Here is a 25,968-nt window from a genome sequence, read left to right on the forward strand (position 1 = left end):
GTTTGAACGCTTTCCTCGGCAGGATAACGATCAGGCGGGTGCGGCTGTCCAGCCGTGTTCCGGACGACCTCACGTCCACCGGACGCCCCTGGCCCCTGACCGCCCCTCAGGACGACTCGCGCACGACCAGCTCCGTCGGCAGGACGAGATGCCGCCTGGGAGCATCGGGGTCGGCGATCTCCTCCAGGAGCACCCGGGCGATGGTCTCGCCGATCTCCTCCACCGGCTGCCGCACGCTGGTCAGCGGGGGACTGGTGTGCCGGGCTATGATCGAGTCCTCGAAACCGATCACCGCGATGTCGTCCGGGACCCTCCTGCCCTGGCGCCTCAGCTCCAGCAGGGCACCGGCCGCCATCACGTCGGAGGCCGCGAACACCGCGTCCAGGTCCGGCGCCTCGCCGAGGAGCCCGCGCATCGCGCGCTCGCCGCCCTCCTCGGTGAAGTCGGAGACCGCCACCAGCGGGTCGCCGTGCGGGCGCCCTGCCCCGGCCAGTGCCTCGACCCAGCCGCCCAGACGCGCCCGGCCCACGTCCATGTCCTGGGGTCCCGCGATCGTGGCGATCGTCCGGCGCCCGCGGTCCATCAGGTGCCGCACGGCCGCCGCCGCGCCCCCGGCGTTGTCCGAGTGCACATGGCTGAGCGACTCGTCGGGCGAGCGCCGCCCGGCCAGCACCGTGGGCAGCCCCATCTCCTCCAGCAGGCCGGGCAGCGGGTCCTTGGCGTGGACGGACACCAGCAGGACGCCGTCCACCCGGCGTGCCGCCACGGTCTCGGTGAGCCGGTCCAGCTCGCTCTGGTCGCGGACGAGTACCAGTTGGAGCTGGGTCCCGCTCGCGGCGAGAGAGGTGCTGACGCCCCGGATGACCGCGGAGAAGTAGGGCTCGGAGCCCAGCCGGCTCTCCGACTCCGGGATCACCAGCGCGATGGCGTCCGTCCGGCTGGTGACCAGGCCCCGTGCCACCGAGTTCGGGACGTACTTCAGCTCCGCGATCGCCGCCAGCACGGCCGCGCGTGCCGCGTCGCTGACCAGATCCGAGCCATTGATCACCCGGGACACCGTGGTGCGGCCGACCCCGGCGCGCGCGGCCACGGTCTTGATCGTCGGCCGTCGCCTGCCCGCCATGGCCCCTCCTTGCCTGCCCGCGGTCCGGACGCCCGCAACCAGCGCATTCTGCCAGAAGTACGAGGCGCGAACGCCCCCTGTGCACGGTGCCCCCACGACACCGAACCGCAACGAAGTACCCCTGTCTCCTTGACAGGTTCAACGTCGGCCAGTCACGCTTCGGGCACCTTTGGGAACGTTCCCACCGTACATCCAGCGCGCCGTTGGGAACGTTCCCACCGCAGTGTTCGAGCCAGGGGAGCCCGGCTGCCCCGCCGGGACTGCGGTGCGTCAGCGCCGCCGCTAGGAGGACCAATGGGCACGGCCCGCAGGATGTTGCGCAACAGGATCATGGCCACCGTGGCTGCCGCCGCCGCGCTCGGACTCGTCGCCGGGTGCGGCGGCAGCAGCGGCGGCACCGGGGGAGGCAAGGAGAACGGCAAGACCGTGATCACCATGGGCCTCTTCGGCGTCATGGGGTTCAAGGAGACCGGCCTGCTCGACCAGTACATGAAGGCACACCCCGACGTCACGATCAAGGCCGATGTCGCCGGCGACGAGCAGACGTACTACACCGCCCTCCAGACGCACCTGGCCGCCGGCAGCGGCCTCAAGGACATCCAGGGCATCGAGATAGGCCGCGCCCGGGAGATCACTCAGACCCAGTCGGCCAAGTTCGTCGACCTCTCCAAGGTGCCCGGCACGGACCACTTCCTGCCGTGGAAGGAGGGCCAGGTCACCACCAAGGACGGCAAGGTGCTCGGGCTCGGTACCGACATCGGCCCGCTCGCCGTCTGCTACCGCAAGGACCTCTTCAAGGCCGCGGGCCTGCCCACCGACCGGGACGAGGTCGGCAGGCTGTGGGCCGGCGACTGGAAGAAGTACGTGGGCGTCGGCGAGGACTTCAAGGCCCACAACAAGAACGCGAAGGTCTCCTACGTGGACAGCGCCAGCGCGCTGTTCAACGCCATGATCTACGGCAACCCCGAGCAGTTCTACAACGACAAGGGCGACCTGATCTACCGGACCAGCCCCGACATCAAGGACGCCTGGAACCTCTCGGTGAAGGCCGCCGGCGAGGGGCTGACGGCCAAGCTCCGGCAGTTCCAGCCGGGCTGGGACCCGGGCCTCGCCAACAGCACCTTCGCGACCACCGTCTGCCCGGCCTGGATGCTCGCGCACATCACCGAGAAGGCGGGCCCGAAGAACTCCGGCAAGTGGGACGTCGCCAAGGCCCCCAAGGACGCCAACTGGGGCGGCTCCTTCCTGGGCGTGACCGAGGCAAGCCCGGTGAAGGAGGAGGCCGAGAAGCTGGTCGCCTGGCTGACGGCCCCCGCACAGCAGGAGTTCCTCTTCAAGAAGCTCGGCAACTTCCCGTCGTCCCAGCAGGCGCTTACGTCCCCGGCGGTGAAGAACGCCACGTCCGAGTACTTCTCCGGCGCTCCGATCGGCCGGATCTTCTCCGAGGCCGCCGAGCAGATCCCGGACCACCAGGTGCTGGGCCGCAAGGACGGCACCATCAAGGACATCTTCACGCAGGGCCTGGAACAGGTCGAGTCGCAGCACACCGCCCCCGACAAGGCCTGGAGCAGCACCGACGAGCGCATCCAGAAGGCCGTCGGCTGACCATCCGCGCACCCGGCCCCGGTGACCGCGCGCCAGGCGGACACCGGGGCCCCGCCCGTCCTGTCCGGCGCGGCATCCACGCACACAGCGACCTCACGTAAGGACCCTCGGTGGCCACTTCCATCCCCGCGACCCCGGCCGGCGCCGGCGCGCCGCCCGGCAGCGGCGGGCGCGGGCGGCGCAGCGCCCTGCTGCACCGCCTCGACCTGCGCACGGCACCCTACGCGTTCGTAGCCCCGTTCTTCGTCGTCTTCGCCGCCTTCAGCTTCTACCCGCTGATCTACACCTGCTGGATCTCCCTGCACCACGTGGAGCTGTCCACGCTCGACGTGATGGAGTGGGTGGGCTTCGACAACTACACGGCGCTCTGGCACGACGACCGGTTCTGGAACGCCCTGGTCAACACCTTCACCATCGGGGTGATCTCCACCGTCCCGCAGCTTCTGGTGGCGCTGGGGCTCGCGCACCTGCTCAACTACCGGCTGCGCGGATCCACGTTCTTCCGGGTGGCCGCCCTCACGCCGTACGCGACGTCCGTGGGCGCCGCCGCGCTCGTCTTCACGATGCTCTTCGAGCGTGACTTCGGCATGATCAACTGGATGCTGAGCCTGGTCGGGGTGGACCACATCGACTGGGAGAACAGCAAGTGGGCGGCGCAGTCGGCGATCTCGTGCATCGTGATCTGGCGCTGGACCGGCTACAACGCCCTGCTGTACCTGGCCGCCATGCAGGCCATCCCGCTCGACCGCTACGAGGCCGCGGCCATCGACGGCGCCTCCCGCTGGCAGCAGTTCCTGAAGGTCACCGTCCCGGGCATCCGCTCCACGATCGTCTTCACCATCGTGCTCTCCACCATCGGCGCCACCCAGCTCTTCGGCGAGCCGCTGATCTTCGGCCAGGGCCCCAACGGCATCACCGGCGGTGCCGACAACCAGTACCAGACCCTCGGCCTGCTGCTGTACGAGGAGGGCTGGAAGAACTACCAGATGGGCCGGGCCGCCACCGTCGCCTGGGCGATGTTCCTGCTGCTCGTCATCCTCTTCGCCGCCCAGCGCCTGCTGCGGCGCCTGTTCGTCCGCTCGTCCTGAAGGAGCCCCGCCATGACCACCGACAGCCTTCCGGCCCGGCCCGGCCTTCGGCCCGGGCCCGCGGGGGAGCGGTCCGCGGGGCGCCCGCGGCTGTTCCCGCGGCCGCGGGCCGGGCGCCAGCACCACGCGGGGCCCCTCACCTACGCCCTGCTGATCATCGCCGCGCTCGTCTCGCTCTTCCCGCTCTACTGGACGTTGGTGGCCGCCTCCAGCGACAACACCCGGGTCACCCAGACCCCGCCGCCGTTCCTGCCGGGGCCGCACCTGCTGGAGAACCTCGGCAAGGCGTGGCAGGACGCCGCGCTCGGCAAGGCGATGGCGAACAGCCTGATCGTGGCCGGCACCATCGCGCTGTCCACCGTCCTCTTCGCCACGCTCGCCGGGTTCGCCTTCGCCAAGCTGCGGTTCAGGGGGCGCAACATCCTGCTGATGCTGGTCGTCGGCACCATGCTGGTGCCGCCCCAGCTCGGTGTCGTCCCGCTGTTCATGATGATGACCCAGCTCGGCCTGAGCCAGCAGCTGCCGTCCGTCATCTTCCCCACCCTGGTCAGCGCGGTGGGCGTGTTCTTCATGCGGCAGTACCTGTCCGAGGCGCTGCCGGACGAGCTGGTGGAGGCCGGCCGGGTGGACGGCGCGCACTCGCTGCGGATCTTCTGGAGCATCGTGCTGCCGGTGGCCCGTCCCGCAATGGCCGTGCTTTTCATGATTACCTTCGTGCACGCCTGGAATGACTTCTTCTGGCCGTACATCGCGCTCGACATGGAGAACCCGACCGTCCCCGTCGCGCTCACCAAGCTCAGCGAGGGATACATCCGCGACGACTCGCTGATCATGGCGGGAGCACTGCTCGGCACGCTGCCGCTGCTCGCTCTCTTCGTCGTCTTCGGACGGCAGATCGTCGGCGGCATCATGCAGGGCGCCGTCAAGGGGTGACCGCACGGGGCGGCACCACCGGCCGCCCCGCCGGCACCCCGAAACTCCTACACCCCGCGGGTCCGCCCGCTCCCGTCCCGCGGCGCGGCCGCATCCGAACCACCCAGCCCGAACCCCGATCCACCCTCCGTCCGCCCCATGGACGGACCCCTTCCGGAAGGACACCCGTGGCCACTGCGACACGACGCCCAGCACCCGAACCGGACACGACCGACGCCCGTACCTTCCCGGAGGGTTTCACCTGGGGCACGGCGACCGCCGCCTACCAGATCGAGGGCGCCGCGGCGGTCGACGGGCGCACCCCGTCCATCTGGGACACCTACTCCCACACGCCAGGCAAGGTGAAGAACGGCGACACCGGCGACATCGCCACCGACCACTACCACCGCTGGCGCGAGGACGTCGCGATCATGGCCGACCTCGGCGTCGGCGCCTACCGCTTCTCGCTGTCCTGGCCCCGCATCCAGCCCACCGGGCGCGGCCCGGCCGTGCAGAAGGGGCTGGACTTCTACCGGCGGCTCGCGGACGAGCTGCTGGAGAAGGGCATCGAACCGGTCGCCACGCTCTACCACTGGGACCTGCCGCAGGAGCTGGAGGACGCCGGCGGCTGGCCCGAGCGCGCCACCGCGGACCGGTTCGCCGAGTACGCGGGCCTGGCCGCCGAGGCGCTCGGCGACCGCGTGGGGACCTGGATCACCCTCAACGAGCCCTGGTGCAGCGCCTTCCTCGGCTACGGCTCCGGCGTGCACGCACCCGGCCGCACCGACCAGGTGGCAGCCCTGCGCGCGGCGCACCACCTCAACCTGGCGCACGGCAAGGCCGTGCAGGTGCTGCGGGCCGCCCTGCCGCCGGCGGCGCGGCTCTCCATCACCCTCAACATCCACCATGTGCGGGCCCTCACCGAGCAGGCCGGCGACCTCGACGCGGCGCGGAGGATCGACGCGGTGGCCAACCGGGTCTTCACCGGGCCGCTGCTCGGCGGCGAGTACCCGGCCGACCTGCTCGCCGACACCGCCCACCTGACCGACTGGTCCTTCGTGCGCGACGGCGACACCGCCCTGGCCCACCAGCCGCTGGACTTCCTGGGCGTGAACTACTACACGCCGACGCTGGTGTCGGCCGCCACGGACGACGGCACGCACCACTCCGACGGGCACGGCAGGAGCGCGTTCAGCCCCTGGCCGGGCGGCGAGCGGGTCGCCTTCCACCGGCCGCCGGGCGAGACCACCGCCATGGGCTGGGCGGTGGACCCGACCGGCCTGTACGACCTGCTGCTCAGGCTGCACTCCGACTTCCCCGGCCTGCCGATGATGATCACCGAGAACGGCGCCGCCTTCGACGACTACGTCAACCCCGACGGCGAGGTGCACGACCCCGACCGCATCGCCTACCTGGACGGCCACCTCGCCGCGGTGCACCGGGCCATCGACGCGGGCGTGGACGTGCGGGGCTACTTCCTGTGGTCGCTGCTGGACAACTTCGAGTGGGGCTACGGCTACAGCAAGCGGTTCGGCGCCGTGTACGTGGACTACCCCACCGGCAAGCGGATCCCGAAGTCCAGCGCGCGCTGGTACGGCCAGGTGGCCCGCACCGGCACCCTGCCCGTCGCAGGCGGCAGCGGGGAGGGCACACGGTGAACGGGTGACGGACGGTCCCTCGGCCCGGCCCGCCGTCGGGCCGGGCCGGGCCGGGCGCGATGATGGGCGGACGCCGTCGATCACCGCCTCGGGAGGGCCGGCCGGTTGCACACACCGCTGCTTGAGGCGCTGTCCGCCGCGCTCCTCGTCGCCGTGCTCGCGGGCGCCGTGCTGCGGCCCTTCGGGCTTCCCGAGGCGGCCATCGCGGTGCCGGCCGCCGCGCTGGTGCTGGCTACCGGCGCGCTCCCGGTCGACCAGGCCCACGCCGAGGCGGCACGCCTGGGACCCGTGGCCGGGTTCCTCGCCGCCATCCTCGTGCTCGCCAGGCTCTGCGACGACGAGGGGCTCTTCCGCTGGTGCGGCGCGCTGATGGCGCGCTGGGCGGCCGGCGGCGGTCGGGGCGCGGCGCGGCGGCTGCTGGGCGCCGTCTTCGTGCTGGCGTCCCTGATCACGGCGGTGCTCAGCCTGGACGCCACGGTGGTGCTGCTCACCCCGGTGGTGTTCGCCACCGCCGCCCGGCTCGGCGTCCGCCCCAAGCCGCACGTCTACGCCTGCACCCACCTCGCCAACACGGCGTCACTGCTCCTTCCCGTCTCCAACCTGACGAACCTGCTGGCGTTCTCCGCGGCCGGGGTGGGTTTCACCCGGTTCGCGGCGCTGATGGTGCTGCCCTGGCTGCTGGCGGTGGCGGCCGAGTACGTCGTCCTGCGCCGCTTCTTCGCCACCGAGCTGGCCCTGTCGGGCCCCGCGGGCGGTCCGACAGGCGAACCGCCGCTGCCCCTCTTCGCGCTCGTCACCGTCGGGTGCACGCTGGCCGGGTTCGTCCTCGCGTCCGTGCTGGGTGCCGCCCCCGCCTGGGCCGCCGCGGCCGGCGCCGCGGTGCTCGCCGTCCGCGCGCTGGCCCGGCGCCGCGTCGGGCCCAAGGAGCTGCTGAACGCCGCCGCGCTGCCGTTCCTGGCCTTCGTGGTGGCCCTCGGCCTCGTGGTCCGGGCCGTGGTGGACGGCGGCCTGGGGGACCTCCTGGGACATCTGGTGCCCGACGGCTCCGGGCTGGCGGAGCTGTTCGCGGTGGCCGTGCTGGCCGCCGTGCTCGCCAATGTGATCAACAACCTGCCGGCGGTGCTCGTCCTGCTGCCGCTCACCGCCGCGATCGGCACGGGAGCCGTGCTGGCGATGCTGCTCGGCGTGAACATCGGGCCCAACCTCACCTACGCCGGCTCGCTCGCCACCCTGCTCTGGCGGCGCATCGCGCACCGGCACGAGCATGATGTGGACCTGGCGGAGTTCACCCGGCTGGCCGCGCTGACCGTGCCGGCCGCCCTGGCCGTCGCGGTGCCGGCACTGTGGCTGGCGCTGCTCGTGATCGGAGGCTGAAGACATGGCCGTGGTCGTCTGGATCGCCGAGGGCACCTGGCCGGCGTGCGTGGACGCGGCGCGAGCCCACGTACGCGAGGACACGCGGGTCGTGCTGCTGCACGTCAGAGCGGACGAGGTGCCCGCCGTCGCGCACGGCGCCTTCGCGGGCCTGCTCGGCCGGGGCCACCCCGAGGACGATCCCGGCGCCCGCCTGGCGGACCTGGGCGCCGATGCCGCCCGGGACCTGCTCGACGCCGCGGCCCGGCGGCTCGGGCGGCCCTGCTCCCGCCTGGTACGGCACGGACGTCCGGAACGCGAGGTGGTGGCCGCGGCCGAGGGCGCCGACCTGCTGGTGGTGGGGCGCGACGGGGATCCCGGGCGCCTCGGGCCGCACAGCCTGGCACCCGCCGCGCGGTTCGTCGTCGACCACGCCCCGTGCGCCGTGCTGCTGGTGTGGCCTCGGGCCGCCCCGGGCCTGCACACCCTGCCCCCGCCGCCGGGCGCCCACCCGGGGCCACCACCGCCCCCGCACGAGCACCCCGCGCCCGGGCCGGGCGCACCGGAACCGCCCCGCCCACCGGGACCTCCACCGGCGGGGCACGACGCCGGCTGACGCATCGCATGCCGTGTCCCGCGCCGCCCCGGGCCGCTCCGGACGCGCGCCGGCGCACGGCACGGGTGCGTCCCGTGCCGTGCGCCGATGGGTCCGCTGCCGCGGCCGTGCCCCGGCCGTCGCCGGCCGCTCAGCTGGTGCTGACCGACACCGAGTCGACCACGAGCTGCTGCGGGAAGGTGGTGCCGCCGTCCGGGTCGCCCGGCCAGTCTCCGCCCACGGCGAGGTTGAGGATCAGGAAGAACGGCTTGTTGAACACCCACTGGTTGCCGCCCACGTCGGCGGGCGTGCGCGTCTGGTAGACGTTGCCGTCCACCGACCACTTGATGGAGTCGGGCGCCCAGTCCACCGCGAAGGTGTGGAAGTCGTCGGCGAAGGCCGCACCGCCCGGCAGGTTGTACCCGGCGCCGATGCCGTTCGCACCGGAGTAACCCGGACCGTGGATCGTGCCGTGCACGGTGTTCGGCTCCTTGCCGATGTTCTCCATGATGTCGACCTCGCCGCAGTTCGGCCAGCCGTTGCCCGAGTTGATGTCGGTGCCGAGCATCCAGAACGCGGGCCACATGCCCTGGCCCCGCGGGATCTTCATGCGCGCCTCGACGTGCCCGTACTGGGCGCTGTACTTGCCCGCGGTGTTCATCCGCGCGGAGGTGTACTCGCAGGTGCCGTACCAGCACTGGTAGTTGCTCGGGTTCTCCTTCTTCGCGGTGATGACGAGGTGGCCGTTCCCGTCGAGCGCGGCGTTGGCGTTGCCGGCCGTGTAGTACTGGCGCTCGTGGTTGTTGCCGTTGTTGTCGCCGGTCTCCTGCACCCACTTCGAGGTGTCGACGGCGGATCCGGCCGCACCGTCGAAGGAGTCGGAGAAGGCCTCGGTCAGCTTGGCCGCCGGCTTGGCGGTGTGCTTGGCCCCGGCGTCCGCGGGGGTACTGGCCCCGGCGGTGGCGGGAAGGACGATGGCCGAGGCGGCGACCAGGGTGGAGATGCCGGCGATGAGCAGCCGCCGGCCGACGTGCGGAGAGTCCATGACTCTGCCTTCCGGTGTGGGGGGTGGTCCGGAGTGATCTGTCATGTCTTTGACATAAGCGGGCAAGCGTGGTCCTGCGGACGCGCCGACCGGAAGTGGGGTTCGGTCCGTGGTCCAGACCTTGATTTAAAGAATGAAGCAAGACAGTGTCAAGGCCTGTCGCACAGCTCGGTACCGGAGCACGCGGAGCGCCGGCCGCACCGCCGGGCCGCCCACCTCGGTACTTCACCTTGTGATCGCACGGCGCCCCGATCGCCGCCCGTTCGGCGAGATCCTGAATCCGGGCGGGGGTGCGCCCTTTCCGGCGAGCGGCACGAGTTGCCAGGTCGTCGCCGCCCGAGGCGGACCCCGCGCCACGATCCGGTCACCCGGCAACTGCTGTTGTGTGCACGACTCTTGACGCGGCACGCCGCCGGGGTCAAGGATCCATCTGCCGACTGAGAGCGCTCTCTCCGGGTCGAGGCGGCACCCCGCACTCAACTACTCCAGGAGTTCTCCGACATGCTTTCTCCCCCACAGGGCCCGGCGCGACCGGGCAGAGCACCTCGGACGTCCCACCGCCGCACCAGGTCGGCGGCCATGATCGGCTCGGTCCTGACCGCGGCGGCGCTCGCCCTGGTGCCGGCGCTCACCCCGGGGTCCGCACAGGCGGCCGTGCTGGCCGGCGGTGGCGACCTGGGGCCGAACGTCATCGTGTTCGACCCCTCGACGCCCAACATCCAGGGCACCCTGGACAGCATCTTCAAGAAGCAGGAGTCGGCCCAGTTCGGTGACGGCCGCTACCAGATCCTGTTCAAGCCGGGCACCTACAACGGCCTCAACGCCCAGCTCGGCTTCTACACCTCCGTCTCCGGCCTCGGCCTGTCCCCGGACTCGACCACGATCAACGGCGATGTGACGGTGGACGCGGGCTGGTTCAACGGCAACGCGACGCAGAACTTCTGGCGCAGCGCCGAGAACCTCGCCCTGAGGCCCGTGAACGGCACGGACCGCTGGGCGGTCGCCCAGGCCGCGCCGTTCCGCCGGATGCACGTCCTCGGCGGGCTGAACCTCGCCCCGAACGGCTACGGCTGGGCGAGCGGCGGCTACATCGCGGACAGCAAGATCGACGGTTCCGTGGGCCCCTACTCGCAGCAGCAGTGGTATACCCGCGACAGCTCCGTCGGGGGCTGGGTCAACGGCGTGTGGAACATGGTCTTCTCCGGCGTGCAGGGCGCTCCGGGGCAGAGCTTCCCCAACCCGCCGTACACCACCCTCGGGACCACGCCGATCTCCCGCGAGAAGCCGTTCCTCTACCTGGACGGCAGCACCTACAAGGTGTTCGTGCCCGCCAAGCGCACCAACGCACAGGGCGTGAGCTGGGCGAACGGCAACCCCGCGGGCAGCTCCATCCCACTGGACCAGTTCTACGTCGCCCACCCCGGCGACTCCGCGGCCACCATCAACGCCGCGCTGGCGCAGGGGCTGAACCTGCTGTTCACGCCGGGCATCTACCACGTCGACCAGACGATCAACGTCAACCGCGCCAACACCGTGGTGCTCGGCCTCGGCTACGCCACGATCAAGCCCGACAACGGCGTGACCGCGATGAAGGTCGCGGACGTGGACGGCGTCAAGCTGGCCGGCTTCCTGCTGGACGCGGGCAGCACCAACTCGTCCCAGCTCCTGGAGGTCGGTCCGCCGAACTCGTCGGCCGACCACTCGGCCAACCCGACGTCGGTGCAGGACGTGTTCGCCCGGGTGGGCGGTGCGGGTCAGGGTCGTGTGACGACCGCGATGACGGTCAACAGCGACGACACCCTCATCGACCACACCTGGCTGTGGCGCGCCGACCACGGCAGCGGCGTCGGCTGGGACACCAACCGGTCCGACTACGGCCTGGTGGTCAACGGCGACGACGTCCTCGCCACCGGCCTGTTCGTCGAGCACTTCAACAAGTACGACGTGCAGTGGAACGGCGAGCGCGGCAGGACGATCTTCTTCCAGAACGAGAAGGCGTACGACGCCCCCAACCAGGCCGCGGTCCAGAACGGGAACACCAAGGGGTTCGCCGCCTACAAGGTGGCCGACTCCGTCAACACGCACGAGGCCTGGGGCATGGGCAGTTACTGCAACTACACCGCCGACCCCTCGATCGTGCAGGACCACGGCTTCGAGTCGCCGAACAAGGCGAACGTGAAGTTCCACGACATCCTGGTGATCTCGCTCGGCGGGATGGGCCAGTACAACCACGTCATCAACAACACGGGATCGGCCACCTCCGGAACCAGCACCGTGCCCTCCAACGTGACGTCGTATCCGTAGACCGTCCCCGCACCCGGCCGGACCCCAGCGTCCCGGCACACCGTGAGACCGCGGGCGCCACGGCCCAGGCCGTGGCGCCCGCGCACGTCCGCTCCACGGCACCGGTCCACCCCAAGGATCCCGGGCCTAGGGTCAATGCCGGTGACTTAGGTGTCCTGGGCTCGTTGGTTGTGGTGTGGCGAGGGTGGGGCAGGTCAAGTCGTCTGTGGGTGAGCGGTTGTCGGACCGGATCGCGATCGGGGTGTTGACGCGTTCGTTTCCGCCGGAGCTGGTGGATGAGGTGATCGCGGAGGCCGGGCGGGGCGAGCAGCGCAATCGGCTGCTGCCGGCCCGCGTGGTCGTGTACTTCGTGCTGGCGATGTGTCTGTTCTTCGGGCAGCCGTATGAAGAGGTCGCGCGGCTGCTGGGCGAGGGGCTGGGGGACCGGAAGCGGTCCTGGCGGGTACCGACGACTGCCGCGATCGGGCGGGCGCGTCGGCGCCTGGGCGTGCAGCCGTTGAAGATGCTGTTCGCGCGGGTGTGCTGTCCGGTGGCGGTGCCGCAGACGGCGGGTGCCTGGTATCGGCGGTGGCGCCTGGTGGCGGTGGACGGCACGACCCTGGACCTGGCGGACACCGCGGACAATGACAGCTTCTTCGGCCGCCCGGGTTCGGGGCGGGGGACGGGTGCATTCCCGCAGGCCAGGGTAGTGGCGCTGGCTGAGTGCGGGACGCACGCGGTGTTCGGCGCGGCCATCGGGCCGCTGTCGGTGAGCGAGCCGGTGCTGTCCCGGCAACTGTTCGGCGAGCTGCGGGCGGGGATGCTACTGCTGGCCGACCGGGGCTTTTACGGCTTCGAGTTGTGGCAGGCCGCCCGGGCCACGGGCGCGGACCTGCTGTGGCGGATGCGTAAAAGCGCGGCCCTGCCCGTGGTGCAGGTGCTGGCCGACGGCTCCTACCTCAGCACGATCCATGCCGAGCCGGACCGCAGGAGCCGCCGCAACCCGGTGGTGGTCCGGGTGATCGAGTACACCCTTGCCCGCACCGGCGATGCCACCGTCTACCGCCTGCTGACCACCGTGCTCGACCCTGAACAGGCACCGGCGAAGGACCTGGCCGCGCTTTACACCCAGCGGTGGGAGATCGAGACCACACTGGACGAGATCAAAACCCACCAGCGCGGCCCGAAGCTCGTCCTACGCTCGAAGTACCCGTGGGGCGTGGAGCAGGAGATCTACGGCTTCCTCCTGGTGCATCACGCCATCCGGCAGCTGATACACCGGGCCGCCACCGGCCACGGTCTTGATCCCGACCGGCTCTCCTTCACACGCTCCCTGCGGATCGTGCGCCGCCAGGTCCCAGCCCAGGCGGCGTTTTCCCCCCGGCAGACTCGCCCGGGCGCTGACCCGCACCCTGGCTGAGATCGCCGAACGCCTGCTGCCCCCACGCCGCCACCGGGCCTGCCCCCGAGTGATCAAACGCAAGATGTCCAACTGGCGACTCAAACGGGCCGAGCACCACCACCAGACACCACCCGCACCAGACACCGTCACCATCACTCGGCGGAACAGAACCTAAGTCACCGGCATTGGGCCTAGGGTGCCTGACTCCGGCCCACGTCCGGCCTACGGTGCCGGACACCACTTCCGCCGCGGCCGCTGTGTACCGCGCACCCGTGCCCCCGCGGCGGAGGGCGCCCGTAACCTCCCCACGCGTACGCCGCGCGCCCCACCGCGCCCACCGGCTCCGGAGGTTGCCCATGAACGCCGTACCGAGGAGAGCCGAGGCCCCCGGCCTCGCCCGCCCGAACCGCCCGCGCCGCGCCCGTGCCCTGCGCCCGGGCGCCGCGGCGACCCTGGGAGCGGTCGCCCTGCTGGCCGTCACCGCGGCGTCGCCGGCACCCGCGGGCCCCGCTCAGCCCGGGCCGGCCGCGCACTGCGGGGCGGGCGCGCCGCTCCACGTGCCGGCCGCCGAACGCGCCCAGAGCGCCTGCCTGGACGACCTGACCACGCGCGGCACCGTCGCCTCGGGCCACACCGTCGAGGCCGACTGGGCCGGACTCACCCCGGCGGGCCTGCCGGTGCCGGACGCGGTTCCCGGCGTCCAGATCGACGGCTACTTCCCCGACACCTCGGCCACCAACACCCACCACGGCTGGGACCACGACGCGCAGTTCGTCATCCGGCTGCCCGACCACTGGAACGGCGGACTCGTCGTCAGCGGTGCGCCGGGCACCCGCGCCCAGTACGCGAACGACCGGGCCATCGGCGACTGGGTACTGGCACGCGGCTACGCGTTCGCCGCCACCGACAAGGGCAACACCGGCGCCGCCTTCTACCGCGACGGGGACACCCCGGGCGACGCGATCGCGGAGTGGAACGCACGGGTCACCCAACTCACCAGGGCCGCCGGCGCGGTGACGCAGGAGCGCTACCACCGACCGCTGCGCCGCACCCTGGTGACCGGACTGTCGAACGGCGGCTACCTGGTCCGCTGGCAGCTGGAGAACCATCCTGAGCTGTACGACGGCGGCGTCGACTGGGAGGGCACGCTGTGGCGCACCGGCGGCCCGAACCTGCTCACCTTCCTGCCGCCGGCCCTGCGCGCCTACCCCGGCTACGCGGCCGGCGGCCCGGACGCCGCCGGCGCACACCGCGCGATGCTCGCCGCAGGCTTCCCCGCGGGATCCGAGTTCCTCTGGCCGTTCTACTACCAGACCTACTGGGACCTGACCCAGCGCACCTACCGCGAGGAGCTGGACCCCGGCTACGACGGCGCACAGCAGGCCGGCACCCCCTTCTGCGCACCCGGCAGCGGACCGGGCTGCGACACCGACTACGACTACGCGGCACGCCCCGCCGAGGTGCGGCGGGCGGTGGCGAAGACCGCCCTGACCGGCCGTATCGGCAAGCCGCTGATCAGCCTCCAGGGCACCTACGACGTGCTGCTGCCGATCAGCCGCACCGGTGACACCTACGCACGGATGGTCCATGAGGCGGGGCGCGACGGACTCTTCCGCTACTACCGCGTCGCCGGGGGCTCCCATGTGGACGGGCTCTTCGACACGTTCCCCGACCGGTTGAGGCCGCTGACGCCCTGCCACCGCAGTGCGTTCCGGGCGCTGGAGTCATGGCTCGACGACGGGCGGCGGCCACCGGCCGGCCACACCGTGCCCATGCCCCGGCACGCGGATCCGGAGCGGCTGGTGACCGACTGCCCGCTCACCACCGGGTGACCGCGGACCGCCGGTCCCGTGCCACGCGGCCGTGCTCGCCCCGGTGCGCCGCCGGGGCGGACCGGCCGGCTCAGGCGCCCGCGGCCCCGCCGGACGCCGTGTCCCCGTCGGCCGTGGACGCCGTACCGCCCGCCGGCTCGACGGACGAGTAGAACACCGACTTCTGCTGCTTCGAGCGGTGCGCCTGGCCCTTGGCGACCAGTGCCTCAAGGGTGTTGCGCACCACCGTGGGGCTGACCTCGCGCTCGGGGTGCTGCTCGGAGAGGGCGGTGGTGACCTCCGCGGCCGAGCGGGGCTGGCCGTGTCCGGAGAGCAGGGAGCTGACCACCTCGCGCAGGGTGGGCGTGCCCGCCCCCCTCCTGCTCCTGCGGCCCGAGCGCTCCTTGCCGCCGTCGGCCGCGGCCTTCGCCCCCCGGCCGGACCTGCCGCCCGCGCCCTGCTTGGCCGACTTCGTGCCACGGCCGCCCTTCGGGCCCTTCTCCTCCGCGCCGTCACGGGGCTTGCGGGCCCGGGGCAGGCGGGCCCGGGAGGGGGCGCCCGCGGTCGCGGTGTCACTCGTGAGGGTGCCGGGAACCGTCCCCGGGGGGTCCGTCGCGAGTGCCTGCTGCATGCTGAGTAGGAGGGCGTGATCACGCTCCAGTTCACCCAGTTTGCTCTGCAGGGTGCCGATCTCCGAAGCGATACGTTCCTGCTCCCTGGCGTTGCTCTCCAGGTCCGCGGTCACCTGGGCGGCGTACTGGGTTTTGAGGTTGGTGTGGTCCGAAGCATTGTCCGGCATGGAGTCCCCGCTCTCTCGAATCGCGTGTACGTGTGTGGTGCCGGATGCTACCCACATCGGGCGAGTGGTACCGACACCGTCAGATCTCTCGTACTGCGCGGGACACGCGTGTGCGGCCATTCTGCCGGGGAAGACACCACCAACGAGTGGTTCATGTTGCACCTAAAGAGTGGTGCCTCACCCTTGACCTGAGGGTGAAGGAGCGGCCACGGCCGGGGCTTTACCGCCCCCGCCGACGGTGTCGTGCGGTGTGCCCGTCGGACGCCTCCGGCTTCAGCCCTCCGGCCTCAACCCTCCGGTCTCGGACGGCCTTCCGGCCTTGGCCCTCCGGCCTCGGACGACCTCAGGCGTCAGCCGGCCGTGCCCGTCTGACGGAGTGTCGTCGCCATCTCGGGGGCGCGGTCGAGGACGATGCCGAAGTGCGTCCGGTAGGCGTCCAGCACCTCGGCTTCCGAGGTCAGCTCGACCGTCCCGCGCTGCCCGTCCGCGGTGCGGGTGAGTTGCCTGCCGCTCAGGGTGATCCGGCCGTCTCGGGTGAGCATCGAGCACACGAGCGAGCGGGTGAAGTGCGAGTCGGGCGAGGTGCGGTGGTACCAGGCTCCCGCGGTGAAGTCGGCCAGCACGCGGGGGCGCTGCTCCATCAGGTACTGCGGTGTGCCGTCCCGGGACACGTCGAGGTCGCCCTCCCCGGTCCGGGTGAGCACGAAGGTGCCGCCGGGGTCGTGCTGCTCGGTGCCGAGAGCGCCCAGGTCCAGGGGCAGGTGGCTGTTGGTGCCGAACCCCACGTCCGCGATCCACTCCCCGCCGCCGGCGGTGGCCACCCGCAGGGCCATGTGGTCGTAGGGAATGCCGAGCCGGCCGCCCTCGCCGTGCACCCGCGCCTGGAGCGTCGTCACCTCGAACCCCAGGGATCCCAGCAGCGCTCCGAACGCGCCGTTGAGTTCGTAGCAGAACCCGCCGCGGCGCCGGGCGACCACCTTGTCGACCAGCGCGTCCTCGGTGAGTTCGATGTGCTCTGCCAGGTGGATGGAGAGGTTCTCGAAGGGCACGCTGCGCAGGTGGGCGAGGTGCAGGGTGCGCAGCGCCTGCGCGGTGGGGGCCGGGGGGCGCTCCACTCCGATACGGCGCAGGTACTCGTCGGTCTGTGCGGCGTCCATGGGGCAAGTGTGCGGGGCGCGGGGCGCCGACGGCCATGGATCCGGTACGGACGCCGCCGCCCGGCACCGCGACGCGGGGCGGCGGTGTGAGCGGGAGACGGCGATGTGGTGCGGGGGGCGGGCCCTGAAGTCCAGGTCCGCGCGGCGCGGGTGATGATGGGGCCATGGCATGGCAGACGGCGTTGACGGAGTTGTTCGGGATCGAGTGTCCGGTGGTGTCCGCACCGATGGGCGGCAGCGCGGGCGGCGTGCTGGCGACCGCGGTGTCCCGCGGTGGGGGCCTCGGGATGGTGGGTGGCGGCGGCAGCGAGCCCGACTGGCTGGAGCGCGAACTCTCCCTGGTCACCGCGGAGACCACCCGGCCCTGGGGCGTGGGCTTCCTCAGCTGGGCCGACGATGTGGACGCCGTCGTCCGGGCCCTTGCCTTCCGGCCGTCCGCGGTGATGCTGTCCTTCGGCGATCCGAAGCCGCTCGCCGCGCCCGTGCGCGACGCCGGAGTGCCGCTGATCGTGCAGGTCACCACTCTGGCCGAGGCGGAGCAGGCGCTCGACGCGGGCGCGGACGTGCTCGTGGCGCAGGGCACGGAGGCCGGTGGGCACGGTGGCGGCCGGTCGGTGCTGCCGTTCGTGCCCGCGGTCGTCGACGCGGCCGGGGCGACACCGGTTCTGGCGGCCGGCGGCATCGCGGACGGCCGCGGGGTGGCCGCCGCGCTGTGTCTGGGGGCGGCCGGGGCACTGATGGGCACCCGCTTCCAGGCCAGCCGGGAGGCATTGGTGCCGGCGGAGGTCCTCAAGGCGCTGGTCGAGGGCGGCAGCGAGGACACCGAGCGCAGCCGGGTGCTGGACATCGCGCGCGGCGCCCGGTGGCCCGCGCGGTACACCGCACGGACCCTCCGCAACGCCTTCCTGGACCGCTGGCGCGACCGGGAGGGCGAGCTCGCCGGTGACACCGCCGCACGGGCGGAGTACCGGACGGCCGTCGCACGCGGCGAGATCCCGGCCGTGCCGGTCTGGGCGGGCGAGGCCCTGGACCTGATCAACGACATCGACTCCGCTACCGACATCGTCGCGCAGGTGTCCGCGGAGGCGGCCGAGGCGCTCACCGCGGCGCGGCGCGCGCTCACGGCGGCCTGACGGCGGTGCCGGTGCGGGGACCAACACCGCCGACGCCTGCGTCCCGTTCGCGCCCGCATCCGTGCCCTGCGCGGGCGCCGCGGTGCACACCCGTACGGCGGCGGCGTCCGCGTGGGCACCGCGCGAAGGGCCGGGGACCCTTGCGGTTCCCACGGCCCTTCGCGGCGGGGTCACACGGTGGGACCCGCACGGGCCCGACGCGTGTGCCCGCTCAGCAGCTGAGGTTGCCGCCGGGCTCGACGCCCAGGATCTGCGCGAACTTGGTGTAGTTGTTGATGCGGTCCTGGACCTGGCCGGGGTTCGCGCCGTTGCACTCCAGGCTGCCGTTGATGCTGCGGATGGTCTCCCCGAAGCCGGCGCCGTTCACCATGGCGTTGTGCGGGGTCATCGTCCCGGGGCCGGTCTGGGTGTTCCAGTACCACAGCCCGGTCTTCCAGGACACCGCCGCGTCGTTCTGCACCAGGTCGGGGTTGTCCAGCAGGTCGATGCCGAGCGCGTCACCCGCGGCCTTGTAGTTGAAGTTCCAGCTGAGCTGGATCGGACCGCGCCCGTAGTACTTGTCGTTGCCCGCGGGGCAGCCGTAGGGCTGCGACGTGTCGCAGTAGTGGGGGTAGTTGGCCGTGTTCTGCTCGACCACGTAGACGAGGCCGCCGGTCTCGTGGCCGACGTTGGCCAGGAACGCGGCGGCTTCCTGCTTCTGCACGGTGGCGCTGCCCGCGTGCGCGAACTCCGGGTAGGCGCTGAGGGCGTCGGTCAGGCCCTGGTACGTGTAGAAGCCGTTCCGGTTCGGGAACATGCTGTTGAACTGGGACTCGCTCACCACGAAGTCGGCCCTGACCGACGCGTTGCGAGCGGAGGCCGTCGGCGCCAGGGTCAGCACCGAGAGCGTCACCGCGGACACGGATGCGACCGCGGTCAGCAGTCCGATCATGCGCTTTCGCACGATGGTCACTCCTGCCTGCCGCCCGGAGCGGGCGGCGCTGTGCGTGTGGGGGGTTGGGTGGTGCGGACGTGCGTGTGCGTGCACCGGGCACCGTGCCGGCGGTGCCGGACGCGGTGCCCGGTGGTGGAGCGCAGGGGGACGTCTCAGCCGATGTTCACGTCGACGCAGGAGTAGAAGGCGTTGGAGGTGTCACCGATGTTCCACACCGCAAGCACCTTCTGGTGGCCGCGCAGGCTGCCGAAGTTCACCTGGTGGGAGGTGGTCTGGCCGGGTTGCTGGTTGTTGCCGGCGAACTCGGCGATCTTCTGGCCACCGACGTAGTACTGCCAGTTGCTCGTCGCGTGCCGTGCGGTGTACGTCCACTTGAAGGTGGTCGAGGATCCGACGTTGGTGACGATCCAACCCTTGTTGTTGTCGTCGAGGTCGGAGAACCGCGAGATACCCGCACTGCAGCTCGTCAGGCCCTTGGGGCCTTCGACGCTCTGCGGTTCGTACTTGATGTCACCGCAGCTCACCACACCCGCGGCACACTGTGCCTGCCGGCTGGGCGGCTCGGAGATGTAACCGTGCGCACTCGCGGAGCCCGCGGGAAGGCTCACTGCGATGACCGGGGCGAGCGCGGCGCCTACGAGGGCAGCCACCTTTCTCTTTGCGTGCATGCGTACTCCTTCACATCAGGTCTTCCCGCGCGAATGGGAGTGCGGAACCAGGGCATCCGCGGCGGGTCGCCCTCTCGAGTTGTGGGGCCAAGAGGCGCGAAGGGACGGCGGCACAAACCCATGAACCGCCCCCGCGGATACACGTGCGGGGCGGAGCAGGTCCTGCTGCTTGGACTAGACCATACAGCTGGACGCGTACGCGTCAATAGACCGCGGAGAAACGCCGAACGGGGCGCTGACGGGCCGTTGCGGGCCCCTGCGCGGGGTCGTTGAGCAGGGAGAAGTACGCGCGGTGGGAGATGCGGATGGGGCACGGCGGAGCGGCGAAAGCGGTACCCGGCGGGGGATCGGAGGGCTGCCTCTGCCGCCCTCCGCTCATTATCAGCCGCCGGAAACGACCGGAATCAGACCACGGCCGAGGCGGGCGTGGGCTCCGTCGGTTGGCGTCCGTGAGCATGCGGCGGACCTCGGGGCCGGCTCGGGACCCCGGAGCCCCGGGACCCTGGAACCTCGGGGGCACCGAGCCTCGAACCGCGCCCGCGGCCCCTCTCAGACCCCGACGGTGCCGTCGATGGCCTCGCGGAGGAGGTCGGCATGGCCGTTGTGCCGCGCGTACTCGTGGATGAGGTGCAGCATCACCATCCGCAGGGAGACGTCCTCGCCCCACCGCGCGTTGTACGCGACCTTGTCGAGGGAGTCCGCCGCGGCCTCGATCGCGCGTGCCTTCTCGACCTCTTCCCGCCAGGCGGCGAAGGCCTCGGCACCGGTGGCCTCCCGTGCGTCGTACGCCGCCTGGAAGTCGCCCTCGTCGGACCAGACCAGAGGGATGTCCTCGCCCGCCACCACCCGGCGGAACCAGGTGCGCTCCACCTCGGCCATGTGCCGCACCAGACCGAGCAGGCAGAGTGTGGACGGCGGCATCGACTGCCGGCGCAGCTCCTCGTCGCCGAGGCCCTCGCACTTCATGGCGAGCGTCGCGCGGTGGAAGTCCAGGAACGCGCGGAGCATCTCGCGCTCCCCGCCGATCGCCGGTGGCCCGATCCGTTCCATACCGCTCTGCACGCTCCTCCGGCCTGTGGTGTGGGTCCCCGGGACCTTATCCCGCAAAGGCCACCGCGCCCCGTGAATTATTTCCGCTCCGGCACCCTGGGCCGGCACACGTCGTCAGCGGGGGACCGTGTCCACGTGGGCGCTGCCCGCGCCCAGGCGGAACAGCAGGGCCGCGTCACGTGACGTGCAACGCGCCCTGACGGTGTGTCCTCCGGTTCCCCGGCCCAGTGCCTCGACCAGGTCGGCGGCGCACTCGCTGCCGAGGAACGTCAGTCCGGTGAGGTCGACGGTCAGGGGCGCCGATCCGGTGGCGCCCGACAGGGCGGTGATGAGGGCCTGCCGGAAGAGCCCGCGGGTGGCCATGTCCGCCTCACCGACCAGGCGCAGGCTGCCGGTGCCGTGCAGGGCGCGGAGCTGGCCGAGACCGGGCAGGAGGTTGCACGGGTGGGCCGCGCAGAGGGTGTCGAGGACGTCGGTGGGGAAGTCCGCCCGGTGGTACGCGCAGATCTCGCTGTAGAAGCCGTCGGCGAACAGGTGCCCGGCGCGCCGCTCCCAGTCCAGGACCACGTCTATGCGGGTGTCCAGCTCGGCGACCCACCCCATGTCGATGTAGCAGCGCAGACCCGAGTACCCCTCGTCGTGGGCCCTCTCGGTCTGCTCCCGCAGGGACCGCCACTGGCGCTCGGCGGTGAAGTCCCCGCCGGTGCCCAGCAGGCTCCGCATGCTGGTCAGGCTGAGCTGGCCCGAGGTGCGGCCGGTGGCGAGCAGCAGCCCCGGAGCCTGCTGGAGGCGGCCCCACACCATCGGCTCCCGCAGCCCCGGCGGGGGCAGTACGAGCACCTTCTCGCCGCGGGCCAGTCCGGACCAGATGAAGGCCGACAGCACGTCCCAGCCGTCCGTCTCCGAGCCGCCCGGACGCCCGGACCGTGCCGTTTCGGCTCCCGACGGCGCCGGCGCGCCGCTGCCGTCCGCCGCGCCGTAGCAGAGGAAGGCGTGGTCTCCGGGACGCATCTGCTGCACCGCAAGGGTTCCGGTATGCCGCTGTCCAACGACCACGCTCCACCGCTCTCTTCGTGCCGCCTAGCCGTGCCGCCCCCAGGTGTGAGGGTAGGGCCTCGGCCGTGTACGTCTCGGGGCTTTGGCAAGGAGAGGTCGACACCGTAAACGAACCGGTTGGGTGTGATGTCCGGGGTAGGCGAGTTCGGTCAACTCCGGACGCAGGACGTACCGCGGTGACCGGTAGCGGCGGTGCGCCCGAGCCAGGCGCCGACGGGCGGCGCCGGTCCGCGTAACGCGCGGATCGGCACCCGCGTCAACGGGCGAGCCGTGGCAGCAGCGAGGAGGCCGCGGTGATGCCCAGCAGCGCCGCGAACACCAGGACCGCGTAGTCCAGACCCAGGTGCGAGGGCGTGCCCAGGAGCAGCCCGCGCAGCGCGTCGACCTGGTAGCTCAAGGGGTTGATCTTGCTGATGGTCTGGAGCCACCCCGGCATGACGGCCACCGGGTACAGGGCGTTGGAGCCGAAGAACAGCGGCATGGTGATGGCCTGCCCGATGCCCATCAGCCGGTCCCGGGTGAGCACGATCCCCGCGATGGACATCGACAGGCAGGAGAAGAACGCGGAGCCCAGGATCACCGCGACCGCCACGCCGAGCAGCTTCAGCGGGTTCCATGTCAGCGCGACGCCCAGCAGGGCGGCGATGACGACCACCACCACTGCCTGGATGAGCGCCTTCACGCCGGCCGCGAACGCCTTGCCGGTGATCAGCGCGGACCTGGGGGTGGGCGTCACCAGCAGCTTGGTGAGGATCCCGGCGTCCCGCTCCCAGATGATCATGATCCCGTAGAAGATCGCGATGAACATCGCGGACTGGGCGATGATACCGGGCGCCAGGTAGTCGAGGTACGGGACGTTCCCGGTGGGTATCGCCCGGATGCGGGTGAAGGTCTCACCGAAGATCAGCAGCCAGAGGGCGGGCTGGATGGCGCGGGTGTACAGCTCGGTGCGGTCGTGCCGCAGCTTCTGCAGCTCGACCGCGCACATCGCGGCGACCCGTGCGGGCAGCACCCGCCACCCGGCGCGTGCCACGGGCGGGTCCACCAGCAGGTCGAGCGACCGGTCCGCCCCGGTCCTCGGGTCAGCCGACGCGCGAGGCGGTGCGGCGGGTGCGTCGGACATCGCGGAAGTCTCCTGACTCGTCGAGGCCGCTGCCGGCGACGTCCCTGAAGACGTCCTCCAGCGTCGGGTTCGTGGGGGTCCCGCTGCTCGCCCAGCGGCTGCGCAGATCGGACCTGAGCTCGCCGGGGGTGCCGAGCGCGCGGATCCGGCCCCGGTGCATCAGCGCCAGCCGGTCGCAGTACTGGTCGGCCTCGTCCATGTAGTGCGTGGTCACCAGCACGGTCATGCCGGTGGCGGCCCGTACGGCGTTGATGTGCTCCCACACGCTGGTGCGGGCGATCGGGTCGAGCCCGATGGTGGGCTCGTCGAGTATCAGCAGGCGCGGCGCGCTCACCAGTGCCTGGGCGAGCTCCAGGCGGCGGATCATGCCGCCCGAGTAGGTCTTGGCCAGCCGGTCGGCGGCGTCCGACAGGTCGACGGCGGCCAGCGCCTGGCTGACCCGGTCGGCACGCTCGCGGCGTGGGACGTCGAAGACCCTCGCGAAGAGCGCCACGTTCTCCCGGCCGGTGAGGCCCGAGTCGGCCGAGAGCTGCTGCGGCACGTAGCCGAGCAGGCGGCGCACCGCCATACGCTCCCGGGAGGCGTCGTGCCCGAAGATGCGCACGGTGCCGGACGGCACCGGCAGCAGCGTGGTGAGGCAGCGGATGGCGGTGGTCTTGCCGGCGCCGTTCGGCCCGAGGAGGCCGAAGACCTCGCCCGCGCCGACCGCCAGGTCCAGGCCGTCGACGGCCTTCGTGTCGCCGAAGGCGTACTCCAGGCGGGTGCAGCTGACGGCGTCCGGTTCCCCGCCGGCGGGCGTGTCGCGGCCTGGGCTCGCCGCGCCGCGACCGGTGCCCGGCGTGTCGCCGCGGGAACCGGCGGCGCCCCCGCCTGCCGCGGCACCGCCGGCATCCGCGCCCGAGGGTGCGTTCGCGTCCGCCGGCCCTTCCGGCGTGCCGGACGGGACGGGTGTGGTGGGCGGGGCGCCAGGGCCGGCGGGACGTCCCGGGCCCTTGCCGGGGAGCGCCCCGGATCCGGCCTCGTCCGGCGTGTCGCCCCGGTTCTGCATGTGCCTCTCCGGTGTGTCGGTCATGGGCCCTCCACTTCCTCGTGCAGGCTCTGTGCGAGCCTGCGCAGCGCGGGGACGGCGGCGGCGATGGCGGCACGGTCGGCCTCGTCCAGCCGCGCCACCTGCTCCCGCACCAGCGCGCTGCGCCGCGCCTGCCAGTCCCGCAGCCGTGACTCGGCCGCCGCGGTGGGCCGCAGCAGCGCCGAGCGGCGGTCCTCGGGGTCGGTCTCCCGGGTCAGGTAGCCCGCCTGGCTGAGCTGGTTGACCAGGGTGGAGACCGAATTGCCCGCGAGATACAGCTCCTTGGCCGCCGCGGACACCCGGATGCCGGGCCGGGCGACGACGAGCCGCAGCAGTTCCACCTGCGCGCCGCGCAGCCGGGGCTCGGCCATGGAGCCGCGCAGCCGCCGCCGGATCAGCCGCTGGATCCCGGCCAGCGCGTCCGACAGCGCGTCCGCGAAGTCTTCTGAGGGCACCCGGAAAGATTAGCTCTGACAAAGAGCTATTGGCTACCGGAGATCCGCCGAGCGCTCCCGCCGCCGCGACCACCCGTCGCATAATGACGGCAGGGGCTCCAGGCTGCGCCGGTGTGGGGTGCGTTTCCCACGCCGGCGGCAACGGCATCGCGGCGGGAGGAGTGGCGTGACGGACGCATCGGATGCCGGACGCCCTCAGGAGACCGGCGAGTACGAGTTCGTCCGGGGCGCGGCGGGGCCGGCCTCGGCGGTGGTCTCCGCGGTGGGCTACCGCTCCACGGGCCTGGCGCCCTCACTGCACCGAGGGCTGCCGTCGCCCTATCTGACGTTGATCTTCTCGCTGGACGGCCCCGTGGTCGGCGGCAGCACCCCCGAAGAGGCGCTGGGGCCCGCGGCCGAGCGCCAGGACATCATGCTCGGCGGCCTTCACCAGAGCCCCGCGTACGTGGTGCAGCCCGAGCGGCAGGCAGGCATCCAGCTCGCCCTGCATCCGCTCGCGGCCCGGCGCCTGCTGGGCCTGCCCGCCGCGGCGCTGTCCGCCGACCTCATCACCTCGGGTGCGCAGGTGCTCGGGCCGGCCGCCGCGGAGGTCCACGAGCGTCTGTGCGAGCAGATCGGATGGGACGCGCGCTTCGCGATCCTGGCCGGGTACCTCCGGCGGCGCCTCGCCGGCGCCGAGTCCGCCCCCGCCGTGCGGCCCGAGGTGGCCGAGGCGTGGCGCTGGCTCGTTCGGCGCCGCGGAGCCGGAACGCTCGACGGCCTGGCCCGCCACGTCGCGCTCAGCCCGCGCCGCCTCACGGCCGTCTTCCGCGCCGAGACGGGCGTGAGCCCCAAGCAGGCGGCCCGGCTGATGCGCTTCCAGCACGCGCGCAGCGCCCTCGCCAGGGCCGTGGCCGCCGGGGCCCCGCAGGACCTCGCGCGCGTCGCCGCCGACTGCGGTTACTACGACCACTCCCACCTGGTGCGCGACTTCCGCCAGTACACCGGTGTCAGCCCCACCCGCTGGCTCGCAGAGGAGTGCCGGAATATCCAAGCCGGCGGGCAGCGGTACGGCGAAGAGTGGGAGACATGAACGACATCGAGACCACACAGACCACTCAGACCACACAGTCCGCGCAGGGTCCCCTGCGCCCGGCGAGCGTCTGGCCCACCCTCCAGGCGCACGACGCCCCGGCCCTGATCGACTTCCTGGTCGGCACCGTCGGCTTCCTGCGCACCGCGGTGTACGAGGACGGCGACCTGATCGCCCACGCCCAGCTCGACTGGCCGGAGGGCGGCGGGATCATGCTCGGCTCGTACCGCGGCGACACCACCGCCTGGTGCCTGGAGCCGGGCACCCTCGGCGCGTATGTCGTCACCGACCGGGTGGACGAGCTGTACGAGCGGCTCTCCGCCGCCGGCGTGCGGATCCTCCGCGAGATCGAGGACCAGCCCTACGGCAGCCGCGAGTTCGCCATCGCCGACCCCGAGGGCAACAAGTGGTCCTTCGGCACGTACCGGGGCGAGCCCCGCGTGCCGCCCGCTTGAGCGGCCCGGGTGTCGGAGAGGGGCGCGGAGACCCGCGCGACGGCCCGCCACGAGGCCCGCGGAGAGCCACCGGCCCGAGGAGGGTTTACACCGCGCCGCGGAGGATGAGGGGACGCACCGCG

Annotated in this window: 22 protein-coding genes and 1 pseudogene; 12 read left to right on the plus strand and 11 right to left on the minus strand. The window is 72.1% G+C overall.

Going from position 1 to position 25,968, the window contains the following annotated elements; genetic code table 11:
- Window positions 1–106 precede the first annotated feature (106 nt).
- The gene (locus tag Sm713_RS38960; protein ID WP_212914640.1) at window positions 107–1,123 is read right to left on the minus strand and encodes a LacI family DNA-binding transcriptional regulator; all 1,017 of its coding nucleotides are present in this window, start codon (window positions 1,121–1,123) and stop codon (window positions 107–109) included.
- A gap of 294 nt (window positions 1,124–1,417) precedes the next feature.
- Here Sm713_RS38960 and Sm713_RS38965 point away from each other — a divergent pair, with 294 nt between their 5' ends.
- The 6 genes from Sm713_RS38965 (at window position 1,418) to Sm713_RS38990 (ending at window position 8,355) form a co-directional block, all read left to right on the plus strand.
- Window positions 1,418–2,728, plus strand: coding sequence for an ABC transporter substrate-binding protein (locus tag Sm713_RS38965; RefSeq protein ID WP_212914641.1), 1,311 nt, complete (start codon window positions 1,418–1,420; stop codon window positions 2,726–2,728).
- A gap of 110 nt (window positions 2,729–2,838) precedes the next feature.
- Window positions 2,839–3,816, plus strand: a complete 978-nt coding sequence (locus Sm713_RS38970; protein ID WP_212914642.1) for a carbohydrate ABC transporter permease — start codon at window positions 2,839–2,841, stop codon at window positions 3,814–3,816.
- Between the two features lie 12 nt (window positions 3,817–3,828).
- Window positions 3,829–4,749, plus strand: coding sequence for a carbohydrate ABC transporter permease (locus Sm713_RS38975; protein WP_212914643.1), 921 nt, complete (start codon window positions 3,829–3,831; stop codon window positions 4,747–4,749).
- Between the two features lie 167 nt (window positions 4,750–4,916).
- On the plus strand, window positions 4,917–6,386 hold the full coding sequence (locus tag Sm713_RS38980) for a GH1 family beta-glucosidase (protein ID WP_212914644.1): 1,470 nt from the start codon (window positions 4,917–4,919) through the stop codon (window positions 6,384–6,386).
- Window positions 6,387–6,491: 105 nt separating this feature from the next.
- A complete protein-coding gene (locus tag Sm713_RS38985) occupies window positions 6,492–7,760 on the plus strand; it encodes an SLC13 family permease (RefSeq protein ID WP_212914645.1) in 1,269 nt (422 codons plus the stop codon).
- Between the two features lie 4 nt (window positions 7,761–7,764).
- A complete protein-coding gene (locus Sm713_RS38990) occupies window positions 7,765–8,355 on the plus strand; it encodes a universal stress protein (RefSeq protein WP_212914646.1) in 591 nt (196 codons plus the stop codon).
- A 133-nt stretch (window positions 8,356–8,488) separates the two neighbouring features.
- Here Sm713_RS38990 and Sm713_RS38995 read toward each other — a convergent pair.
- Window positions 8,489–9,379 (minus strand): annotated as a pseudogene (locus Sm713_RS38995) (family 16 glycosylhydrolase); the annotation flags it as partial.
- Between the two features lie 579 nt (window positions 9,380–9,958).
- On the opposite strand from Sm713_RS38995, the gene Sm713_RS39000 reads away from it, so the two are divergent.
- The 3 genes from Sm713_RS39000 (at window position 9,959) to Sm713_RS39010 (ending at window position 14,896) form a co-directional block, all read left to right on the plus strand.
- Complete coding sequence (locus Sm713_RS39000) at window positions 9,959–11,683, plus strand: coagulation factor 5/8 type domain-containing protein (RefSeq protein ID WP_212914648.1); 1,725 nt, start codon at window positions 9,959–9,961, stop codon at window positions 11,681–11,683.
- Between the two features lie 175 nt (window positions 11,684–11,858).
- On the plus strand, window positions 11,859–13,082 hold the full coding sequence (locus Sm713_RS39005) for an IS4 family transposase (RefSeq protein WP_212908174.1): 1,224 nt from the start codon (window positions 11,859–11,861) through the stop codon (window positions 13,080–13,082).
- Between the two features lie 338 nt (window positions 13,083–13,420).
- Complete coding sequence (locus tag Sm713_RS39010; RefSeq protein WP_212914649.1) at window positions 13,421–14,896, plus strand: 3-hydroxybutyrate oligomer hydrolase family protein; 1,476 nt, start codon at window positions 13,421–13,423, stop codon at window positions 14,894–14,896.
- A gap of 70 nt (window positions 14,897–14,966) precedes the next feature.
- Here Sm713_RS39010 and Sm713_RS39015 read toward each other — a convergent pair whose 3' ends face one another.
- Both Sm713_RS39015 and Sm713_RS39020 read right to left on the minus strand, forming a co-directional pair.
- Entirely contained in the window at window positions 14,967–15,674 is a 708-nt protein-coding gene (locus tag Sm713_RS39015; RefSeq protein ID WP_212914650.1) for a hypothetical protein, read from the minus strand.
- 350 nt (window positions 15,675–16,024) lie between these two features.
- Complete coding sequence (locus Sm713_RS39020) at window positions 16,025–16,831, minus strand: arylamine N-acetyltransferase (protein WP_212914651.1); 807 nt, start codon at window positions 16,829–16,831, stop codon at window positions 16,025–16,027.
- A 164-nt stretch (window positions 16,832–16,995) separates the two neighbouring features.
- Between Sm713_RS39020 and Sm713_RS39025 the strand changes: the two genes are divergently transcribed.
- Entirely contained in the window at window positions 16,996–17,964 is a 969-nt protein-coding gene (locus Sm713_RS39025; RefSeq protein ID WP_212914652.1) for a nitronate monooxygenase family protein, read from the plus strand.
- A 211-nt stretch (window positions 17,965–18,175) separates the two neighbouring features.
- Here Sm713_RS39025 and Sm713_RS39030 read toward each other — a convergent pair whose 3' ends face one another.
- From Sm713_RS39030 to Sm713_RS39060, 7 genes are all read right to left on the minus strand, one after another.
- Window positions 18,176–18,895 (minus strand): chitinase, encoded by a 720-nt coding sequence (locus tag Sm713_RS39030; RefSeq protein ID WP_374196145.1) that lies wholly within the window; start codon window positions 18,893–18,895, stop codon window positions 18,176–18,178.
- A gap of 155 nt (window positions 18,896–19,050) precedes the next feature.
- Complete coding sequence (locus tag Sm713_RS39035) at window positions 19,051–19,566, minus strand: lytic polysaccharide monooxygenase auxiliary activity family 9 protein (RefSeq protein WP_212914654.1); 516 nt, start codon at window positions 19,564–19,566, stop codon at window positions 19,051–19,053.
- A 549-nt stretch (window positions 19,567–20,115) separates the two neighbouring features.
- The gene (locus Sm713_RS39040; RefSeq protein ID WP_212914655.1) at window positions 20,116–20,616 is read right to left on the minus strand and encodes a DinB family protein; all 501 of its coding nucleotides are present in this window, start codon (window positions 20,614–20,616) and stop codon (window positions 20,116–20,118) included.
- A 114-nt stretch (window positions 20,617–20,730) separates the two neighbouring features.
- A complete protein-coding gene (locus Sm713_RS39045; RefSeq protein WP_212914656.1) occupies window positions 20,731–21,627 on the minus strand; it encodes an MEDS domain-containing protein in 897 nt (298 codons plus the stop codon).
- Between the two features lie 301 nt (window positions 21,628–21,928).
- Window positions 21,929–22,795 carry an ABC transporter permease gene (locus Sm713_RS39050; protein WP_212914657.1) on the minus strand — a complete coding sequence of 289 codons (867 nt, stop codon included), beginning with the start codon at window positions 22,793–22,795 and terminating at the stop codon, window positions 21,929–21,931.
- Window positions 22,755–23,843, minus strand: a complete 1,089-nt coding sequence (locus Sm713_RS39055) for an ATP-binding cassette domain-containing protein (protein WP_374196146.1) — start codon at window positions 23,841–23,843, stop codon at window positions 22,755–22,757. The genes Sm713_RS39050 and Sm713_RS39055 overlap by 41 nt, the downstream gene beginning before the upstream one ends.
- Before the next feature lie 20 nt (window positions 23,844–23,863).
- Entirely contained in the window at window positions 23,864–24,319 is a 456-nt protein-coding gene (locus Sm713_RS39060) for a MarR family winged helix-turn-helix transcriptional regulator (protein ID WP_212914658.1), read from the minus strand.
- A 166-nt stretch (window positions 24,320–24,485) separates the two neighbouring features.
- On the opposite strand from Sm713_RS39060, the gene Sm713_RS39065 reads away from it, so the two are divergent.
- Both Sm713_RS39065 and Sm713_RS39070 read left to right on the plus strand, forming a co-directional pair.
- On the plus strand, window positions 24,486–25,391 hold the full coding sequence (locus Sm713_RS39065; RefSeq protein WP_249416963.1) for a helix-turn-helix domain-containing protein: 906 nt from the start codon (window positions 24,486–24,488) through the stop codon (window positions 25,389–25,391).
- Entirely contained in the window at window positions 25,388–25,846 is a 459-nt protein-coding gene (locus Sm713_RS39070; protein ID WP_212914659.1) for a VOC family protein, read from the plus strand. The genes Sm713_RS39065 and Sm713_RS39070 overlap by 4 nt, the downstream gene beginning before the upstream one ends.
- Window positions 25,847–25,968: the final 122 nt, after the last annotated feature.

It is taken from the genome of Streptomyces sp. TS71-3 (genome assembly GCF_018327685.1).
GTDB lineage: Bacteria > Actinomycetota > Actinomycetes > Streptomycetales > Streptomycetaceae > Streptomyces.

Bases quoted from the DNA above. Each gene is read 5' to 3' on its own strand.
- Sm713_RS38960 (WP_212914640.1), bottom strand. From the start codon at position 1,123: ATGGCGGGCAGGCGACGGCCGACGATCAAGACCGTGGCCGCGCGCGCC.
- Sm713_RS38965 (WP_212914641.1), top strand. From the start codon at position 1,418: ATGGGCACGGCCCGCAGGATGTTGCGCAACAGGATCATGGCCACCGTG.
- Sm713_RS38975 (WP_212914643.1), top strand. From the start codon at position 3,829: ATGACCACCGACAGCCTTCCGGCCCGGCCCGGCCTTCGGCCCGGGCCC.
- Sm713_RS38990 (WP_212914646.1), top strand. From the start codon at position 7,765: ATGGCCGTGGTCGTCTGGATCGCCGAGGGCACCTGGCCGGCGTGCGTG.
- Sm713_RS39000 (WP_212914648.1), top strand. From the start codon at position 9,959: ATGATCGGCTCGGTCCTGACCGCGGCGGCGCTCGCCCTGGTGCCGGCG.
- Sm713_RS39010 (WP_212914649.1), top strand. From the start codon at position 13,421: ATGAACGCCGTACCGAGGAGAGCCGAGGCCCCCGGCCTCGCCCGCCCG.
- Sm713_RS39015 (WP_212914650.1), bottom strand. From the start codon at position 15,674: ATGCCGGACAATGCTTCGGACCACACCAACCTCAAAACCCAGTACGCC.
- Sm713_RS39020 (WP_212914651.1), bottom strand. From the start codon at position 16,831: ATGGACGCCGCACAGACCGACGAGTACCTGCGCCGTATCGGAGTGGAG.
- Sm713_RS39025 (WP_212914652.1), top strand. From the start codon at position 16,996: ATGGCATGGCAGACGGCGTTGACGGAGTTGTTCGGGATCGAGTGTCCG.
- Sm713_RS39030 (WP_374196145.1), bottom strand. From the start codon at position 18,895: ATGATCGGACTGCTGACCGCGGTCGCATCCGTGTCCGCGGTGACGCTC.
- Sm713_RS39035 (WP_212914654.1), bottom strand. From the start codon at position 19,566: ATGCACGCAAAGAGAAAGGTGGCTGCCCTCGTAGGCGCCGCGCTCGCC.
- Sm713_RS39040 (WP_212914655.1), bottom strand. From the start codon at position 20,616: ATGGAACGGATCGGGCCACCGGCGATCGGCGGGGAGCGCGAGATGCTC.
- Sm713_RS39045 (WP_212914656.1), bottom strand. From the start codon at position 21,627: ATGCGTCCCGGAGACCACGCCTTCCTCTGCTACGGCGCGGCGGACGGC.
- Sm713_RS39050 (WP_212914657.1), bottom strand. From the start codon at position 22,795: ATGTCCGACGCACCCGCCGCACCGCCTCGCGCGTCGGCTGACCCGAGG.
- Sm713_RS39055 (WP_374196146.1), bottom strand. From the start codon at position 23,843: ATGCAGAACCGGGGCGACACGCCGGACGAGGCCGGATCCGGGGCGCTC.
- Sm713_RS39070 (WP_212914659.1), top strand. From the start codon at position 25,388: ATGAACGACATCGAGACCACACAGACCACTCAGACCACACAGTCCGCG.